The sequence below is a fragment of the Alphaproteobacteria bacterium genome (genome assembly GCA_019746225.1).
Classification (GTDB): domain Bacteria; phylum Pseudomonadota; class Alphaproteobacteria; order Paracaedibacterales; family VGCI01; genus VGCI01.
On sequence record JAIESE010000013.1, the window covers coordinates 105916 to 122626 of the forward strand.

Annotated in this window: 17 protein-coding genes; 8 read left to right on the top strand and 9 right to left on the bottom strand. The window is 42.9% G+C overall.

The window, feature by feature from the left end:
- The first annotated feature begins 66 nt into the window (after positions 1 to 66).
- Both K2Y18_02430 and K2Y18_02435 read left to right on the top strand, forming a co-directional pair.
- Positions 67 to 480 carry a hypothetical protein gene (locus K2Y18_02430; protein ID MBX9804591.1) on the top strand — a complete coding sequence of 138 codons (414 nt, stop codon included), beginning with the start codon at positions 67 to 69 and terminating at the stop codon, positions 478 to 480.
- Positions 481 to 1479, top strand: a complete 999-nt coding sequence (locus K2Y18_02435) for a DUF4917 family protein (protein MBX9804592.1) — start codon at positions 481 to 483, stop codon at positions 1477 to 1479.
- Positions 1480 to 1556: 77 nt separating this feature from the next.
- Here the strand turns inward: K2Y18_02435 and K2Y18_02440 are convergent, their stop codons facing one another.
- Positions 1557 to 2489, bottom strand: coding sequence for a J domain-containing protein (locus tag K2Y18_02440; protein MBX9804593.1), 933 nt, complete (start codon positions 2487 to 2489; stop codon positions 1557 to 1559).
- A 294-nt stretch (positions 2490 to 2783) separates the two neighbouring features.
- Between K2Y18_02440 and K2Y18_02445 the strand changes: the two genes are divergently transcribed.
- Positions 2784 to 3188: a BON domain-containing protein gene (locus K2Y18_02445; protein MBX9804594.1), complete on the top strand. Its 405-nt coding sequence runs from the start codon at positions 2784 to 2786 to the stop codon at positions 3186 to 3188.
- Positions 3189 to 3383: 195 nt separating this feature from the next.
- Positions 3384 to 3590: a hypothetical protein gene (locus tag K2Y18_02450; GenBank protein MBX9804595.1), complete on the top strand. Its 207-nt coding sequence runs from the start codon at positions 3384 to 3386 to the stop codon at positions 3588 to 3590.
- A gap of 33 nt (positions 3591 to 3623) precedes the next feature.
- On the opposite strand, the gene K2Y18_02455 is transcribed toward K2Y18_02450, so the two are convergent.
- Together K2Y18_02455 and K2Y18_02460 are read right to left on the bottom strand one after the other, a co-directional pair.
- On the bottom strand, positions 3624 to 4031 hold the full coding sequence (locus tag K2Y18_02455; GenBank protein MBX9804596.1) for a glycoside hydrolase family protein: 408 nt from the start codon (positions 4029 to 4031) through the stop codon (positions 3624 to 3626).
- Positions 4032 to 4061: 30 nt separating this feature from the next.
- Positions 4062 to 5099 carry a patatin-like phospholipase family protein gene (locus K2Y18_02460; protein MBX9804597.1) on the bottom strand — a complete coding sequence of 346 codons (1038 nt, stop codon included), beginning with the start codon at positions 5097 to 5099 and terminating at the stop codon, positions 4062 to 4064.
- A gap of 189 nt (positions 5100 to 5288) precedes the next feature.
- On the opposite strand from K2Y18_02460, the gene K2Y18_02465 reads away from it, so the two are divergent.
- A complete protein-coding gene (locus K2Y18_02465) occupies positions 5289 to 5984 on the top strand; it encodes a TIGR02281 family clan AA aspartic protease (GenBank protein ID MBX9804598.1) in 696 nt (231 codons plus the stop codon).
- Here K2Y18_02465 and K2Y18_02470 read toward each other — a convergent pair.
- Positions 5975 to 6112, bottom strand: coding sequence for a hypothetical protein (locus tag K2Y18_02470; protein ID MBX9804599.1), 138 nt, complete (start codon positions 6110 to 6112; stop codon positions 5975 to 5977). The two genes, K2Y18_02465 and K2Y18_02470, sit on opposite strands and share 10 nt — an antisense overlap.
- A gap of 192 nt (positions 6113 to 6304) precedes the next feature.
- Between K2Y18_02470 and K2Y18_02475 the strand changes: the two genes are divergently transcribed.
- Positions 6305 to 6868, top strand: coding sequence for a phospholipase D family protein (locus tag K2Y18_02475; protein ID MBX9804600.1), 564 nt, complete (start codon positions 6305 to 6307; stop codon positions 6866 to 6868).
- Between the two features lie 28 nt (positions 6869 to 6896).
- Here the strand turns inward: K2Y18_02475 and K2Y18_02480 are convergent, their stop codons facing one another.
- Together K2Y18_02480 and K2Y18_02485 are read right to left on the bottom strand one after the other, a co-directional pair.
- Complete coding sequence (locus tag K2Y18_02480; GenBank protein MBX9804601.1) at positions 6897 to 10814, bottom strand: sel1 repeat family protein; 3918 nt, start codon at positions 10812 to 10814, stop codon at positions 6897 to 6899.
- Between the two features lie 57 nt (positions 10815 to 10871).
- A complete protein-coding gene (locus tag K2Y18_02485) occupies positions 10872 to 11693 on the bottom strand; it encodes a hypothetical protein (protein ID MBX9804602.1) in 822 nt (273 codons plus the stop codon).
- A gap of 630 nt (positions 11694 to 12323) precedes the next feature.
- On the opposite strand from K2Y18_02485, the gene K2Y18_02490 reads away from it, so the two are divergent.
- Complete coding sequence (locus tag K2Y18_02490; protein MBX9804603.1) at positions 12324 to 13256, top strand: DUF1963 domain-containing protein; 933 nt, start codon at positions 12324 to 12326, stop codon at positions 13254 to 13256.
- Here K2Y18_02490 and K2Y18_02495 read toward each other — a convergent pair.
- From K2Y18_02495 to umuD, 3 genes are all read right to left on the bottom strand, one after another.
- Complete coding sequence (locus K2Y18_02495; protein ID MBX9804604.1) at positions 13216 to 13542, bottom strand: hypothetical protein; 327 nt, start codon at positions 13540 to 13542, stop codon at positions 13216 to 13218. The two genes, K2Y18_02490 and K2Y18_02495, sit on opposite strands and share 41 nt — an antisense overlap.
- A gap of 431 nt (positions 13543 to 13973) precedes the next feature.
- Positions 13974 to 15242, bottom strand: coding sequence for a Y-family DNA polymerase (locus tag K2Y18_02500; protein MBX9804605.1), 1269 nt, complete (start codon positions 15240 to 15242; stop codon positions 13974 to 13976).
- Positions 15239 to 15859: a translesion error-prone DNA polymerase V autoproteolytic subunit gene (umuD, locus tag K2Y18_02505; GenBank protein ID MBX9804606.1), complete on the bottom strand. Its 621-nt coding sequence runs from the start codon at positions 15857 to 15859 to the stop codon at positions 15239 to 15241. Before umuD ends, K2Y18_02500 begins: the two co-directional genes overlap by 4 nt.
- 295 nt (positions 15860 to 16154) lie before the next feature.
- Between umuD and K2Y18_02510 the strand changes: the two genes are divergently transcribed.
- The gene (locus K2Y18_02510; protein ID MBX9804607.1) at positions 16155 to 16694 is read left to right on the top strand and encodes a DUF3576 domain-containing protein; all 540 of its coding nucleotides are present in this window, start codon (positions 16155 to 16157) and stop codon (positions 16692 to 16694) included.
- Positions 16695 to 16711: the final 17 nt, after the last annotated feature.

Sequence of the window (16711 nt, forward strand, 5' to 3'; positions counted from 1 at the left end):
TAAGCTATCTCCTCATATGATTAAGGTTGCAACTTTATTTTATTTAAGTAAAAAAGGGGACTTATCATGCATAAATCATTGGGATATCTCGCAGCTCTAGGTTCTGTTCTCTTCATTGATTCTGCTCATGCTAATTGTGCAACGTCGTGTGAAAGCGCCTTATCAACGACAACTATAAAAAAAATAACCGAGGCTCATCGTGGATCAACAGTGGAATGGAAAGGTCAACAATGGAATGTAGAAGATCCGACTGGCTTTCCTACTCTTCCAACAAGAAATCGACTTTTTCTTGGAGAAAATAAGAATGATAGACTTGTATGTTACTACGATGTTTCTTATAAGGAAAAACGTGAAGCATTAAGACTTGCAATATCGATTAAATTCTGTGAGGATTCAAAAGAAATTGCCGGTCATCCACCCTTAGCGATTGAAGCAGCTCCTCCACCTAAAGGCCTACCCCAAATTACTGGGGGTAAATGATTGAGTCAAGATAAAACACTAAACTACCCTGCAGATTTAATAAAAGAAATGACAGATGAAAACATTAACAACCTTTTGATTGGTAATGGATTTTGTTTGTCTCATCCTGATTTAAAGGACTGTTTTGAGTGGGACATGGAAAAAGCTCTCATCCCATTTTGGAAAGATATGGTTCCAACTGATTTCGAAGACTGTCCCGAAAAAGATTTGAATACTATACGAATCAATATCACAAAGAGAATTTTGCAATATTATATTGATAACTTAAAAGAAAAATTATCACTCGAATCTGAAAATCTCTATGATCTGCGTTACAGTTATCAATCGCAAATAAAATATAAGTGCTCTGATTTTTTAAATGCACCTACTCTGAAAAGTGGTAATATATTCACCCTAAACTATGATCCACTTTTGTATTTTGAAATCTTGGAAGTCCTTGAGAATTTATCAGCTGACTACTTTGATGGTTTTATTGGTAAAAATAATGGATTTTTAGACCAGAATTACATTGCTTGCAACTTGTGCAGAGAAAGCAAGTCAAGTTCTTCTAACATTAAGGTACACTACCTCCACGGATCTTGGTTCATTCAAGCTAATGCAGAGGAAAAATTAAGAAAATTAAGTTTTAGAAAGGGCAGTGACGATACCATTGACTCACTCTTTGAGAATGAACGGAGGCCCTTTTTAATCCTTGAAGATAGGTGGCAAACCAAAGAAGCTATTCTTAGTGCTGATCCATATCTAAAATTCTGTCATGATCAGTTAAAAACAATAGAGGGTAATTTACTTATATTTGGATGTTCATTTAAAAACGATGAACATATTCTTAGGGCTATAAAAGGTAACTCATCTTTAAAAAAAATCTTTGTAACATATATAATTGATAAGGACAAAGATAACCTAGCAGGAAAGTTTAATGGATCGAGCAAAAATATTCAATTTTTACAAATTAGTGAAAATGTAATTTGGAAACTACCGCAAATACCTTTGGCATTTTAGCTGTTTCACCCCCCCCACACAAACACTCTCCCGCCCCACTATGAACGTAACCTCCCTCTAAACCCTCCTCCACGATCTCATCTGAACAGATCTAAAATCAGGGTCATAAAAACAACCGTGAGGATAATTTGAACGATCATCACGCGATTAAATGCCCCCCAATAACTTCTCAACCGTTTAGGGTTTTCAACCTTTATAGAAGCATCAAGGGATTGAAGTTCTTCATAGAAATTTTCAAACTCCCGGTAATATTGCTCGAAGGGCTGATCATCTGAAAATGACATGGTAAGGAGATAATACAACTGAGGATTTTGTTGAAATTTATGCGCTTCACTTAAAGCATCTTTCACGATAGCTTTGGCTAATTTTAAATTTCCCACTTGCTTAAAATAAGCAGCGTGATGCGCTAAAAGAATGGCGTTAAGATGGGGGGGCCGAATGCCGCCTAAAAGATTGGTGAAAAGAGACTGTAGAGACTTAAACACACCCCAGGGGAATTGGCCCCACCACCCAAATAGCCAGGTTGTTATACTGGCTTTTAAAGAAACGATAGAAGCGCATTTTAAACAGAAGGTGCCCTCAACGCGCTGTTGCTCGCTAAAGGTTAGAAAGCTTCGAACGACATAAAAAATAAGATAGCGGGGTTGTGCGGAAATAGCGCCACAGTTCGTACATTTGATAGGAGCATCTTTCGGAATGGCATCAGATTGACGGGTTTGATAGGTTTGAGACTGACTTGAATGGGGGTGTGACCTTCGCGTTTGATGACTATAGGAAGAATGGGAAGAGCTCGATTGGAGCGAATCATACTGAGCTCTTAATTTCGGATCTTTCAAAACATTAAAGGCTTCTTGCAAGAGTTGAAAACTGCGCGTGGTATCTTTGTTACGATTTTTATCCGGATGAAGTTCTTTGGCCTTGAGACGATACGCCTTCTTAATCTCAACAGATGAGGCAGAAGGCGATACTCCTAAAATCTCATAATACTTCTTGCTATCATTTTTTTTCATGGCACATTCTCGACTCATTTACTGAGTTTTCTTAAGGAACTCATTTGGAATTGTTCATTTTATACAGGATGTCTGGCCTTCGCGCAAATGACGTGTCTTGTAAGCTGTAGGAGGCAGATATTTCTAATTAAGCACATAACCCAACGAATCTTCAACACACCCTCCCCAATATATATGTTGACTTCCTCATGAATTAGGCGGTTATATGATTGGTTCCTCTTCATTAATAAACAAGTCAATTTTCAGGGAACACAATAGACCACAAACTTTTACTTTACAGATTGGATAAATATCATGATTCATCATAATACATTTACAAAGCGAACCCCCCTCACCCATTCAAACCATAATTTAAAATCCAATAATTCCAAAGCCTCCCTCTTGAAGCGTCCTTTAGCGTTGTTGAGTGTTGCAGTTTTGGTATCTGCTTGCGCTGCTTTTTCGGGTCGGGAAACCGCCGGGGAATATGTGGACGATGCCTCCATTACAACCTCTGTCAAAAGCAACATTCTTCAAGATTCTTCCTTAAAAATGTTCCAAATTCATGTTGAGACATTCAAGAATCAAGTTCAATTAAGTGGTTTTGTTGATTCTGCTGCCGAAATAAGCCGTGCAGGACAGATTGCAAAAAGTGTAGATGGCGTTCAAGGCGTAAAGAATAACTTAGTGTTACGCAAAAAAGGCCACACCGTAAAGTAGAGCCTTTATATAGGCCCTTCTGAATCACCTTCTCCCCTTGCTCAATGGTAAGGGGAGAAGGGGGGTGCGGACTAACTTAGGCTACAAACATACCCACTTCCTTGCAAATGTCCCCTTTGCATATGAATTTTACGGTTTCTTATCTATTATGAGAGTAGAATTTAGATGCAGCTTAAGACAAATGGGGCGAGGAAAATGTTTAACCTTTTGAATAAATTTAAAAATTATGTGACTCGCCATCCAAAAGATGTCTTGCTCATTCTGGCAAGTATAACGATCGTCGGTGGCGGTCTGTTTTACTATTTTAAAACATCGAATGCGAATGTCTGGGAAATTAAGATGCAAGATGACGCCATTAAAATAACCATTCCTGAGAATTTGCTTCCGCCCCGTCAACAATAATTCCCCGGCATCGATACATTTCCCCCTCACCCATTACCCCGTGCGCATGCATGTCGCGAGGCGCACGGCTCTTTGCCCCACCTCATTGGCCCACTCGCTATTCAACATGGCATCGGCCGCCCCGTTCCAATCTTGCGCTTCTATGGCGCTCCACATCTCTTTAAATTCCATGACGCCGCTACGGCCCATATTAAATGTCATTTCGATGAGGACACGCTGGCGAATATCAGATAACTGAGGAAAATATTGGACAGAAGCCAACTCTGTTTCTACCCGTTGAATATCATTATTTAACAGATAAAGCGCCTCCGCCTCAGTGATGCCTTCATCATCCAAATTGCGCCCCACACCAATGGTTAGTTTTCCAACAGAATCCCGATAGGGTTTCAATTTGAGTCCCTCATCGTTGATCAAATCTTGTTTCAAGATGTCATTATCCATTTTTTAATCTCCCTTAAAAATTGAATTTCTTTACCCATCCAACAGCTGCGCAATTTGCGTCAATTCACTTTGAGAATTTTGGATGAGATTCTTGGCATATAATTCCAAAGCCTTGATATTTAACGGGCTCACGTCATCGAAGGCCGTGTGTTGTGCATCGAGCGTCACTTGGAATCGGTGGTAATCTTTTTTGCCATCATCGCCTTTGAAAACTTCTTCCATTTGATAATCGACAACTTCATTGGTTGCATTCATCAACACGGAAACAATATCCGGTGCCCACTCCAACTTGCCGCCAGATTTGATTACCTTCCCCTCAAATGACAATTTTCCAGGAGCCACGGGATTGTTCGTTCCTGTGCCAATCGAAACCACCAGAAAATCATTGTCTCGGCCAAACAATTTAAGCGCATGCACGCATGCGGACATCGTGGGATTATTGACAGCCACACCGCCATCAATCAATGTATGATGTTTTTGCAAAGCAATATCTCGAACGTGGGCGGGCCTAAAGAAGGTCGGTGCCGCACTCGTCGCCCGGGCAACGTCCGTGAAGAAATAATCTCGAGATAAATCGCGCTTTGCTTTGTCGCTTTTGAAAAAGATGGTGTCGTCCTGACTGATATCGTAGGAAGGAATAATAATATTGGTGAGCGCATCCCGCAAACGGCAGTCCCCAAAAAATTTCTGGAGGGTCAATTCCAAGTTGGCGGATGAATATTTTTCCCCAATCCACCCATTCAAACTGGTCAAATATTTCCCCCACGATTGGTGAAAAACCGTAGCTCCTAGATTCTGATACAAGGTCACCACATCGGCCGTTCGATATTTTGGCTTATGTTGAGAGTCAGGGGTGTTCAAAAGAAGCACAATGATCCCACCCGTAGAAGTCCCCGACATCAAATCAAAACATTCCGATAAATGGCTTTTACGTGTCAATTTCTTCTCAATTTCTTGTAAAATGAGCGCAGGGATAATGCCCCGAATCCCGCCCCCATCAAGGGAAAGAATTTTAATAAGCCTTCTCTTGGGCGCCTTTGGTGCCTTCTTCTTGGGTGTCTTTGCCATCGATCTCTCCTTAAACATCTTCCAAATGGGGCGTTTATGTATACCTCAAGTTTACGCCAAAAAGATAAATAGGATATTAAGAAGGCACGTCGAACGGGCCCTTTTGCTTGCGTCTTGTCTCCACCTTCTATCTCATTTACTATGGCCCTTAGATCTTCACTAAACTTGTTTTAAAAAGAAACTTGTCCTATGAAAAAAAACCACATCATTCTGATTGTCCTTGGAACGCTCCTGGCTCTTCTCTTCGGCTACCTGATCTGGCGCTTTCCCCACGTTATGGAGTCGGAAGATCACTTTGGACATTTTTTCTACTCGATCCTTCTTCTATGCCTTCTGGTGCCTTCCTTTTTTTTACATCGGGAATTTCCCCATGCGCTGAAATCCGCCGCCGCTTGGGTTGGCATTTTCTTGGTTTTGTTCGTCGGCTATAGTTATCACGAGGATTTGGGGAGTGTTTGGGAGCGTCTGAAGAGCAACCTCTTGCCCTTTGCTGGCACACAACACAGCGATGGATCCATCACCTTCACCCGCGCGGAAGGGGGACACTTTTATGTGGAAGCGCTTGTGAATGGCACCCCCATACACTTTATGGTGGATACGGGGGCCACGCGCATCGCGTTGACGCAAGAAGACGCCAAGCGGGCAGGATTTGATGTGGATAATTTACCCTACTCCGAGCTCATTCACACGGCCAATGGCGACACCATGGCGGCCCCCGTTTATCTCAATGAATTTAAGATTGGGCCGATCGTCATGACCGATCTTTCGGCTTCCGTGAATAAGAATCTTTCTACACACTCCTTGCTGGGCATGAATTTCTTGAAGAAACTCAAAGGCTTTAAGATCGAGGGCAACCGCTTGACCTTTGAAATTCCTCAGTCTTGATGGGTTGATAAGTAACATAATTCCACCCCTGTCATCCTGGCACTTAGATTTTGTTCGTCTTTTTCGAAGAAAACAATCACGTCCTTGCGAGGACGGCGAAGGGAGCGAAACAGGACGCGGCAATCCATGTATTCAAAATCCTTCAAACAACCATGACGTTGAAATCGTCAAATACATGGATTGCCGCGTCGCTAGCGCCCCTCGCAATGACAGAATGCTTTTGATCATAAAATCTATTCTGCAATCACCCCCCCATCTTAACGAATTCTTAAACCTTCTTGGCCGACTCTAGACTCAAAGACTGTCGGTGAGGAGCTTCCATGAAACGCGTCAAAAAACTGAAAATACCGTCTTCGGTTTTGTTTATCGTCCTGATCATGATTGGCTTTGGAGCTGGATATGGCGCCCACGAATATGGAGATACTCCGCAAGTCGCCCCGCTGTTAGACAATTCAATTTCCGTGTGTTTTACCCCCAACAAACAGTGCCAATCTCAAATTTTAGGACAAATTGAAAAAGCAAAGAAATCGATCTTTGTTCAAGCTTATTCTTTTACGGATAAGGACATTGCGAGTGCGCTTGTAAACGCGGCGCGGCGCGGTGTTGCAGTCAAGGTTTTGTTGGATCGAAGCAACCGAAAAGATGATCGCTCCGCCAAAGATATTCTCGAGGGAAACCACTTACCGTTGCGGTTTGATGCGCCCAGTGGTATTGCCCACAACAAGATCATTATTATTGATGAAGCTACGATCATCAGCGGAAGTTATAATTTTTCAGCCGCCGCCTATAAGCGCAATACAGAGAATCTCCTCGTGATCACGAACCCTTCCCTTGCCCATCAATATATCCAAAATTGGCAGGCACGGTGGCAGGTTTCGGAGTAGAGATTTTTCGCAGAATTAATCTTAGACATTAATTCATCTTACTCCCAATATTATAAACAACATCCAACATTTTCCAAAGATTTCCTAAAAATTTTCGATCAAAACCATCAAATGTTTGTCCATGATTCCTGTGGGTGCCGCACGTTCCGTTTCGTTTCGTAATCCGATTGACCGCGCTTATATAAAACCCAGATTTTGTTTTGAAAATCTGTATCTGACTCATAAAAAAAGGATCCGAAAACAGTCTTTCAAGATCGCTGTGATCTACACTTTTGTCTTTGATTTTGTCGAGAATACGGAAAGATGTATCCGTAAGCTTAGATTCACCTTCCTCTTCTTGATTATGAAGATCGATCCCCTTGGCCAATCTAACAAGCTGAGCTCCTTTCTTGCGAATAACCGGTAAGGGCTCGGACAACTCCTCCTGGATTTCTACGTCTGAAAACGTATCCGTCTCCTCTTCAGCTACTTCTGACAAAACATGAATGGGCTCTCTTTTCCCCATGATAGCGTAAATCGTTCTAATGGTTCGTGATGCAACCAGTTTTGGAGATTCAAGTTTTCCGGGCGTGGTTATTGCTTGATCTCTTAAAGCGTCAATTTCTGTATCCGTCATGTCATCAACGTGATCCCCTTTATCCCCATCCCCTCCCGATTCATGGAGTTTTCTCAAAGCGAGGTCTTCGAGGTCTCTTGTCACTGAAGGATCTGTCTGTCGCGCTATTTCAAACCAATGTTCTGCTTTAATGAGATCATCAAATTCAAACAGATATACTTTGCATAAGGCCATCATCGCTGGAGCATATCCTTTATGAGCTGCCATCGTGAAATGAGAAACGGCCTGGTGTATAGACTTCCGATCTTTGAGTCCCATCAAAGTAACGCCCGCATTATAACAACACGTTATATCACCAAGGGCGGCACCCTTTTTGAAATAACTTAAAGCCTTATTTACATCAGGCTCCTGGCCATTAAACCCCTTTAACCAAACAATTCCTGCCATTCCCATTGAACGGACATCCTTTTGAGCTGCTCCCTCTTCAAAATACTTTAAGGCGGATCTTGTAGCTGAAAATTGTAAAAGACTTACACCAGCGTGGTGCATCGACAGAGAATCACCAAGAGCCGCAGATCTTTTGTAACAGTCTAATGCAGCAGCTTCATCCGGTTCCTGACCTTCAAACCCTTTTGAGAGCATGCACCCCTTATTACAAATCGCTTTGACATGGCTTGCTTGCGCCGCATTGGTGAAAAGTCGGAAGGCTTCTTTTAAATCGGGAGATTGCCCCTCAAATCCATCCCTCAATAAACATGCCGCATTGTAAGTGGCTTCCAAATGTCCATACTCAGCAGCAATTCTAAGATATTTCAAAGCAGCTTTTAAGTCTCCTTTCACTTTGTGAGATCCAAGTAATAAATCACCTGCATGGTAATGGGCGTCTCTATACACCTCAGAACCTGCTTCTGCATGCGCGGCCGCTCGTTTGAAATAATCCAAAGCTTGATCATCATCCTCAACAAAACCAAATAGGAGCATGGCATAGTGAAGCATGGCCTGAAGATGTCCATGATCCGCTGCTTGCCGAAGATAATTTAAGGCTTTTGCCCAAAGTTTTTGAATGTTTGGTTCTTTTAATTTCCGTCTAAATTCCCCATCCTCAAAATCATTGCCACTGATGGTTTTGAAAATCATCAAACCGGTATCAAACATCGCTTCTACATGACCATTTTCGGCTGCTTGTTCAAAATAAACCAAAGCTGCTTTATGATCTGGCTTGCGTCGTTTAAATCCCTTTAAGAGATTAAGGCCAGCATGGTACATCCCCTCTCTACTTCCCCTAGACGCCGCTTTTTTGAAATACTCTAGAGCCCTATTCCCATCAGGTTCTAGACCCTCACAGCCATTGCTACAAATCACAGCGACGTTCATTATGGAATCGACATCCCCTCCTGCAGCAGCCTGTTCGAATAACCCCAAGGCTCTTATCTTATTTACTGCTTGACCATAAGTACCTTTCACAAGTGCAAATCCTGCATTAAAAGCGGAATCCACATGACCTTGAGCGGCAGCCATGAGAATATAATGGAAAGCTTCCTGTTCATTAGGCTCTCGGCCTTTAAACCCAGTTTTCAGAGCATGTGCGGCTTGAAGCATCGCAGGAACATTTTTGAGCCGTGCTGCTTTGATATAACATTGCAGCGCTTCTTCTTCATTGGGCTCTAATCCCCCATAACCAGAGATATAGATGGCCGCCGCATTCATATAAGCTTCAGCATCCCCCCGTTCTCCCGCCATTAAGTAGTATTTCAAAGCCATTGCAAAATTGGGCTCTTGACCTTTAAACCCGGTATGAAAGAGACACCCTACATTAAATAGAGATCCGACATCTCCATGACGAACTGCCTCGAGGAGTAAATCCAACGCTTGTTTGTCATCTGGTTCATGACCGTCAAAGCACTTGCGCGCAACGGTTGCCCCATTGACCATCGCTTTGACATGCCCAGCTCTAGCTGCCGCTAAAAAGTATTCGAGAGCTTTTGCGTAATTTGGCTTTTGATCATCATATCCTTCTAAATGGATGCATCCCACATTAAACATGCCACCAGCATCTCCAAGGGCGGCTGCACGTTCAAATAAACGTAAGGCTGCCCTTTTATCCGGTGGATGGTCTTTATAACCGTCTCGAATAATACACCCTGCATTAAAAATTGAATGGACATCCTGGAATGCTGCTGCTCTATTAAATTGCTGTAAGGCTGCATGACGGTCTTGCTCGATGCCAATGCCGCCATCCATCAGGAGACAACCCGCATGGTACATTGCCGATATAATTCCAAGATCTGCAGCATCCAAATAATGCCTCAACCCTTCTGCAGGATTGGGTGGCAGACCACTACCACCGTCGGTGAGTAAGGTTGCCAGTTTAGATAGGGCTATTGGATCACGTTGTAACGCGCCTGCTCTATAATAGAGAAGCGCCTGTTTTCCATCTGGCTCTTGTCCTTCAAATCCCTTAAGACAGAAATCCCCCATGCGGCACATGGAAAATACATCGCCCAGTTCGGCCCCTCTCCTTGCGAATTCTAATGTTTTGGGCACATGTTGGCCCTGAGCTGAAGATTCGAGCATACTCCATAAACAACGCGTGGCTTTAAAGTGACCGAGTCGTGCTGCATGCTCAAAGTAAACAAGAGCCATTGCATTGTTCTGGCCCCTCACATAAGTACAAGCAATCTCAAAGAGGTCGTCTTTGTCTCCTTGCAACGTTGCAATTTCTTTCTCCAGATCCTTGTAGAGACCGATGCCATTTTTTAGGAGAAAACCATTTAAGTCGCTTAAGGCAACGCTGTACTTCTTGCCCCGCCATTCCTCATAAAACGCCTGAATCTGCTGTTTGGGGGTAGGGGGTAGTTTCACAAGAAAAAAGGGATAATTCCGTTTAGAATAACCGGCCGCAACATATTTTTTGGCAGGCTCATATCCTCGACTCGCGGCTAAGTAATGCCAAGATGTAAAAGGATTTGTGTCGGTCTTTTCACGCTCTCCCCTTTCAAAATAAGCCCAGGGTAACTGGAGTTCAACTCCAAAATCTATGAGCTGAGCCAGAATGCCATTTCTATCCTGGTTCGCCGTAATATCAAGCTTTGAAAAGGGTTTGGTCAAGAATCCATAGAGTCTTCCAACCGATTCAGGAGCGCGGTTTTGAATGGCATCATATTGATAAGCACTTAAAAATAATTCAGAGGATATTTCATCATTAAAAAGAGCACTATTGATCACCTTGTGATTCAACAACATCGGAGAGAATGGATATTTTCTTTCAAAAAACTTCTGAGCTTTTGTGAGAACGGAAGCATCAATAGGTGTGGATTCATTCTCAGCACCTAAAATGGATAAACCAAATAGTGTAAATAACATTACCGCAAGAGAAAAAGTACGTAGCATCAAATATTAAATTCCCATTTAAATTGTCACCCTTAAGGGAGGGAATGACGTTTCCCCTTAAGCAACTTTGGGAACGTACCACTTATGCGTCTCGGTACGCGACAAAGCCTCCACGCCATGGGCGTCAATAAACGTGACAACCGCCCACCGGGCATAGGGTTTGCCAATCTGTGACTTATCGACTTGAATGACATCATGCCATCCGGGTGAGAATTTATCCGTGGTCATCACTTTTTGATAATTGCTCGACAGCATAAAAATGGCCGTGCCGGATTGATGCTCCACGGGCGTCAGATTTTCAGGGCAACTGCCAATGCGAAGCCCGGGACAACTTTCCGCAATCGCAAGCGTAAACGAACCTGCATCAAAATGCGGTTTAGCCAGAAACTCACCCGAATTTTGCCACTTATACCTCAAAAACCGTAATTGAACATGAACATCTTTTGTATCAAAAACTTTGTCACAGATTCCCGGAAAATCTGGCTCAAAAGTTTGAAGGATATCTTTTACTGTTTTGTATGCGGCCTCCCAAATGGGTTTTGCTTTCATCATAAAATCCATGACAACCGGATGCTTTTCGAGAAAATCACCATACCTTTCGAACAATGCGGGATTAAAATGGAAAAATTCCTTATCGTCATTATATATATGGTCACTCGCGTCACGATGCACATACCCCACATCTCCCCGACGATGGAGAGGGGAGATGGAAAACTGAATATGCTCCTTCACCGAATCGGGCTCTTCCAAAAATTTAAAAAAAGCCTCAACGGCGGATTCAATCGTTGGTCGTTCAATGGGAAAGGGCACTGTCGCATAAGATTTCTCTGCCAAGGACTTTTGAAGATTTTCGAAGGTGAGATCGTCATTCTTTTTCATTTGCGCTTTCCTTATTCATATCCAACACCTGATTTAATGAGATGCTTATTGCATATCATAGGACTACGGAAATATAAAGATGGCCAATAAACTCTATAATAGTCCATGTCAGTTTACCCATTTATAAGGATTTTGCAATAAGCATACCTCAAAGCCAATTGAGGTCATCACCACTCCGGGACTAAAATAGCACCCTACGCACTTCACGAATTTTCTTAGTGGGTGAGAGAACACCTCTTAGGGTATGGATGAAATATTTTTTATTGCCAAAATCATGCTCTAAACTATACAAACAATGAAACTAGCGTATTTTTACGGTATTGCATAATATAAATATCTTGTTATTATAAAAAACTTCAAACGTTTTCAGTTGTTTTTGCTATTAGAAAAGCTCATTTAGCAAGCATGCTAAATATTATATATATTGATGCGCCACAATGCAAAACCAATTTATAATTTAATTTTTATATTTAAAAAATAAGGCAAATATTTAAAATGAAGTTTAAAAATTTAATAATTAACATAATTATACCATATATTTCTCTTTTTATTATGATATTAATATCCCGTTTTATGATGGGCAATACGTCAATAGGGGTATTTATTGGATTTATTGGATGGTTAATCTTCTTGGCAGGGTATTGGTGGATCAGTTGTGTGTCAGCGACCTGGAGAAATGAGAAAGGACATTTTTTACATTATTGTACCAGAAAGGATGAATTAACATCGATCAAAATTTTTGAAAATGAGGACCCAAAGAAAGCAAAAATTATTGAAAGCAGCTATGCCCTCGTCGCCGCAATTAGAGTCAACAAGGAACAAACTCCGAAGCTAAAAGATAGCAAGTTTGGCGGCGTACCATATTGGCCTAAAGGCAAAGAATACCCAGTAACATCAGGGGGAAAAAGATTAGGCATGCTTGCCCAAATTAACTGCAAAGATGTGCCAAAAGAATTAGGCTGGCCAAAGCGGGGGATTGTTCAGTTCTTCCTGAATGATGATGAGGATCATGATTCCTTTCATCCCTTAAATAAAAATCGCTCCCGCGTCATATACCATGAAGACACCAAGTTAGATTCAATAGAATTGAGCGTGGAGCAAGAGCCCATTTACTGGGGAAAAAACTACCCATTCAATTTTTCTCAACCCATGAAAATTGACTTCATGCTTGGTCATATGTTGCCCGTTCATCCTTCGGCAGATGTACTTTTAAACCCAATGCTAGCAGATCTTCTTGGGGCCACTGACTTTAGATATGACACAAAAAATCCAGACCTTACATCCTCCTACTGGATCTATTGGGATCTCAAATGGCATGAATCATTTCCTAATTTCCCTAAACACTATATTGGGGGTTTTCCCGCAACAGACTATATTGCTGGGATGAGATTTGAGAATTACCCTCGTTATTCTAATCTTCTGCTTCAGATAAGTTCGGAGGGAAAAAAGGATGGGATCGGCTGGGTTGACGGAGGCCAGGGACAGTTTTTTACTTCTTCTCAAAAGCTAAAAGATAAAGATTTTACAGACGTCTGCTTTGCGGATTATTTTTCGCATTTCTAATCAATCTTAAATCTTGATACTCATGATGAGCCCGGTACAAATTCACCCGTACAAATTGAGTATTAACGCAATCCACGGCTTGGGTGAGCTGAATAGATTTGGGATCTTCCATGGGCAACATGGGCAACATGAAAAACAAATCAAGCTGAACTTGCTGATCCCGTGGCAACAGATCAAACACCATGACCCCTGCTTTATGGTACGCAAAGCCGAGCTTAAATATACTCTCAAATGCTTTCGTTGTGGCTTTAATCAGACTCAAATCATCATCAACGGGACAAGGCAAAATAAGGGTTACATTTCCTTATTTAAATTCACTGCCTGATTTAATGAGATGCTTATTGCATATCATAGGACCACGGAAATATAAAGATGGCCTTAAAGCATTAAAAAGTTTGTATACCACCAGTATCATTTTAAGTCAGATCTGACGAGGTCCTGTTTCCTCACAATCTTTAAGAGTTTTTTCGACAAACTTGAGTTTTTCTTATATTACTCCGACAACAAAACAGATGATGCTTGAACCTTCCCTCGGGGGAAGGGAAGAGTATGACTGAATAAATGCTATAATTCAACATGTTACGTCATTGCATGACCAGAATACATGGTAATTCACCGTGCTGCTCCGGTTTTCTGAGAAAAGTACGGATCACTAAGGACTCTTGAGGTATTGAATAAAGTAGCTGCAACAATCTCAGAATCCTTACCTTCCCCCCCCTACCGCGCATACGCCTTGGGGAGATCCTGCCAGCAGGTGGTGTAAGCGGGTGAGACATTGCGTTTCTGGTCCCGCCATCGCAAGCGCTTTCCGCAGGCGGCCGAAAAAAGTGTCCCCCGTCCAAATTGAGTATTCACACGATCCACGGCTTGGGTGAGTTGAATAGATTTTGGGTCTTCCATGGGCAGCATGGAGAAAAGATCAAGCTGAATTTGCTGATCCCGGGGCAATAGATCAAGCGCCATGACCCCTGCTTTATGGTACGCAAAACCGGGCTTGAAGATGCTCTCAAACGCCTTCGTTGTGGCTTTAATCAGGCTCAAATCATCATCAACGGGACAGGGCAAAATAAGGGTTGCGTGATTTCGATATTGGGGCTGATTTTTGCGAAAAAAATTCGTGCGAATCTCCACCAAAACACTGCGCGTCTTTAAGCCATTGATGCGCAACTTTTGGGCCAATCGGGTGGCATAGGTCGCAACCGCCGCTCGAACATCTTCTTCCTTGACCATGGGCACGGCAAAGCTACGGGATACTTGGATTGATTTTTTAGGATCCTGAATGTCCTCGACCTCAAGGCAAGACAGCCCATTCAGTTCATGAATGAGACGCTCCCCCACAACCGTAAAGGTGCGCCGCATCCAACGAGGATCGATTTCCTTCAACTGCAGCCCTGTATAAATACCATAAGCCTGCAGGCGCTCCGTGATGCGACGTCCAATGCCCCAAATGTCCTCAATCTTGATGGCCTTTAGCGCCCCATTCACACGCGCGTCCGTATCCAAAACACACACGGACCGATACGCCCCCACCCGCTTAGCAAAGTAGTTAGCCACCTTCGCCAAGGTCTTTGTCTTAGCAATGCCGATGGACGTGGGAAGTCCCAAAGATTGATAGATCTGATTCCTCAAATGATGCGCCCTTTCCTCTATGCTCACCACACCTGAAAAGTCGATAAATGCTTCATCAATGGAATAGACTTCGAGGCGCGGAACATGAGATTCAATCAGCGTCATCATGCGCGCGGACATATCCCCATAAAGGGAAAAGTTTGACGAAAAAACGGCAACGTGATTTTTAAGGAGAATATCTTTGATTTTGAAATATGGCGCGCCCATGGGGATACCGAGTGCCTTGACCTCTGCGGATCGGGCAATGATGCAGCCATCGTTATTCGACAGAACCGCAACGGGACGCCCCACAAGATCGGGGCGAAAGACCCGCTCGCACGAAGCAAAAAAATTATTGCCATCGAGAAGACCAATCATGATGACCCCTTAAATTCATGAATCACGGATGTGACGACGCCCCAAATCTGAAACGCCATTTCTTCTGTGATGACAAGGGGCGGGTAATTTGGATTTTCAGGCAGGAGGGTTATAATTTCCCCCTTCATATGAAGACGCTTTACGGTAAGCTCCCCATTGACAACTGCAATCACAATGGCACCGCTTTTCGCTTCCACGGAACGATCCACCACCAAAATATCATTGTTGTGAATACCGGCCTGAATCATGGAATCGCCAGATGTTCTGACAAAAAAAGTAGCGGCAGGATGCTGAATCAAGTGCTGGTTTAAATCCAAAGCCATTTCTAAAAAATCATCAGCGGGCGACGGAAATCCGGCCGACACCCGGCTCGCGTAAAAGGGAAGATTGAGATTGCTTGGCTTTGAGATACGAATGTCTTGCAAAGTGGCAGAATCAAGGGTAAAAGATGGCTCTGCCTTTCCCTCTTTCCAGGTGCGAATAATGTGATCAAGACTGGGGACAAGAGAGGCCGGAATACGCTTCGCAACCGTCTTTTCCCCATACACACCGGAGTTCGCCTTGCGCCCCGCTCCGGGTCGTGCTCCCCCTCTTGAATCCTTGTTAGACATCTTCATAAATCCTGCTTGATTGAAACTTGTACAACAATCATAACAACAAAAATTTGAAGATGTCTAATAAAACAATTTGAGGAAAATTTTCCCTCCTTAAATTTAAGGGACACGCTCCTCGAGCTCCAGAGGGAGAGGCCAGGAAATAGCGAAAATCTCATAAATCGAAACACTTGGCGCATTTCATCTTGTCATCTTCCCCCACCTCGTGGCATAAAGAGAAAACATTTGGATATGACTTTAGTAGCCAATGCTGGAAAACATCCTAAAAATTACCCAATAATAGTGGAGTTTTGCAATCGTGTTGAAAATAATAGAAAAAAAAATTATCTTTGCCCTCTCTTCAACCCTGATCCTTCTGTCAGGATGCGGCGGTGATTTATCTGCAAAAGAAGGTCAATCAGTTCCCATGGGACGCGATGAAACGCGAAAGAAAAATTTCGGCAACTTGTTTGGAGATGACTTCCTGGCCTTTGGTGGACCGAAAAAAGGAAGCTCAACGGGCATGCCGTCTGCAACCGTAAACCCTTTCATTTGGCGCGCATCCCTGGATACCCTGTCCTTTATGCCACTGTCCTCAGCGGATGCTGTTGGTGGTGTCATCGTAACCGATTGGTTCACGGCCCAAAAGACACCACAGGAAAGAATAAAAGTTACCGTTTATGTTACAAATCCACAATTGCGAGCAGATGCCATAAAGGTTACCATTTATAAACAAGCCTATAAGAGTGGAACCTGGGTAAGTGCGCCAGCTGATGCTAATTCAGCGACAGAAATGGAAAATATTATTCTGTCCAAGGCACGGCAACTACGGGTAAAACACTTAGAAGCGAATAAGTAACTTTGAGATATTACGAG

Bases quoted from the DNA above. Each gene is read 5' to 3' on its own strand.
- K2Y18_02430 (MBX9804591.1), top strand. From the start codon at position 67: ATGCATAAATCATTGGGATATCTCGCAGCTCTAGGTTCTGTTCTCTTC.
- K2Y18_02440 (MBX9804593.1), bottom strand. From the start codon at position 2,489: ATGAAAAAAAATGATAGCAAGAAGTATTATGAGATTTTAGGAGTATCG.
- K2Y18_02445 (MBX9804594.1), top strand. From the start codon at position 2,784: ATGATTCATCATAATACATTTACAAAGCGAACCCCCCTCACCCATTCA.
- K2Y18_02450 (MBX9804595.1), top strand. From the start codon at position 3,384: ATGTTTAACCTTTTGAATAAATTTAAAAATTATGTGACTCGCCATCCA.
- K2Y18_02455 (MBX9804596.1), bottom strand. From the start codon at position 4,031: ATGGATAATGACATCTTGAAACAAGATTTGATCAACGATGAGGGACTC.
- K2Y18_02460 (MBX9804597.1), bottom strand. From the start codon at position 5,099: ATGGCAAAGACACCCAAGAAGAAGGCACCAAAGGCGCCCAAGAGAAGG.
- K2Y18_02465 (MBX9804598.1), top strand. From the start codon at position 5,289: ATGAAAAAAAACCACATCATTCTGATTGTCCTTGGAACGCTCCTGGCT.
- K2Y18_02470 (MBX9804599.1), bottom strand. From the start codon at position 6,112: ATGGATTGCCGCGTCCTGTTTCGCTCCCTTCGCCGTCCTCGCAAGGAC.
- K2Y18_02475 (MBX9804600.1), top strand. From the start codon at position 6,305: ATGAAACGCGTCAAAAAACTGAAAATACCGTCTTCGGTTTTGTTTATC.
- K2Y18_02480 (MBX9804601.1), bottom strand. From the start codon at position 10,814: ATGCTACGTACTTTTTCTCTTGCGGTAATGTTATTTACACTATTTGGT.
- K2Y18_02485 (MBX9804602.1), bottom strand. From the start codon at position 11,693: ATGAAAAAGAATGACGATCTCACCTTCGAAAATCTTCAAAAGTCCTTG.
- K2Y18_02500 (MBX9804605.1), bottom strand. From the start codon at position 15,242: ATGATTGGTCTTCTCGATGGCAATAATTTTTTTGCTTCGTGCGAGCGG.
- umuD (MBX9804606.1), bottom strand. From the start codon at position 15,859: ATGAAGATGTCTAACAAGGATTCAAGAGGGGGAGCACGACCCGGAGCG.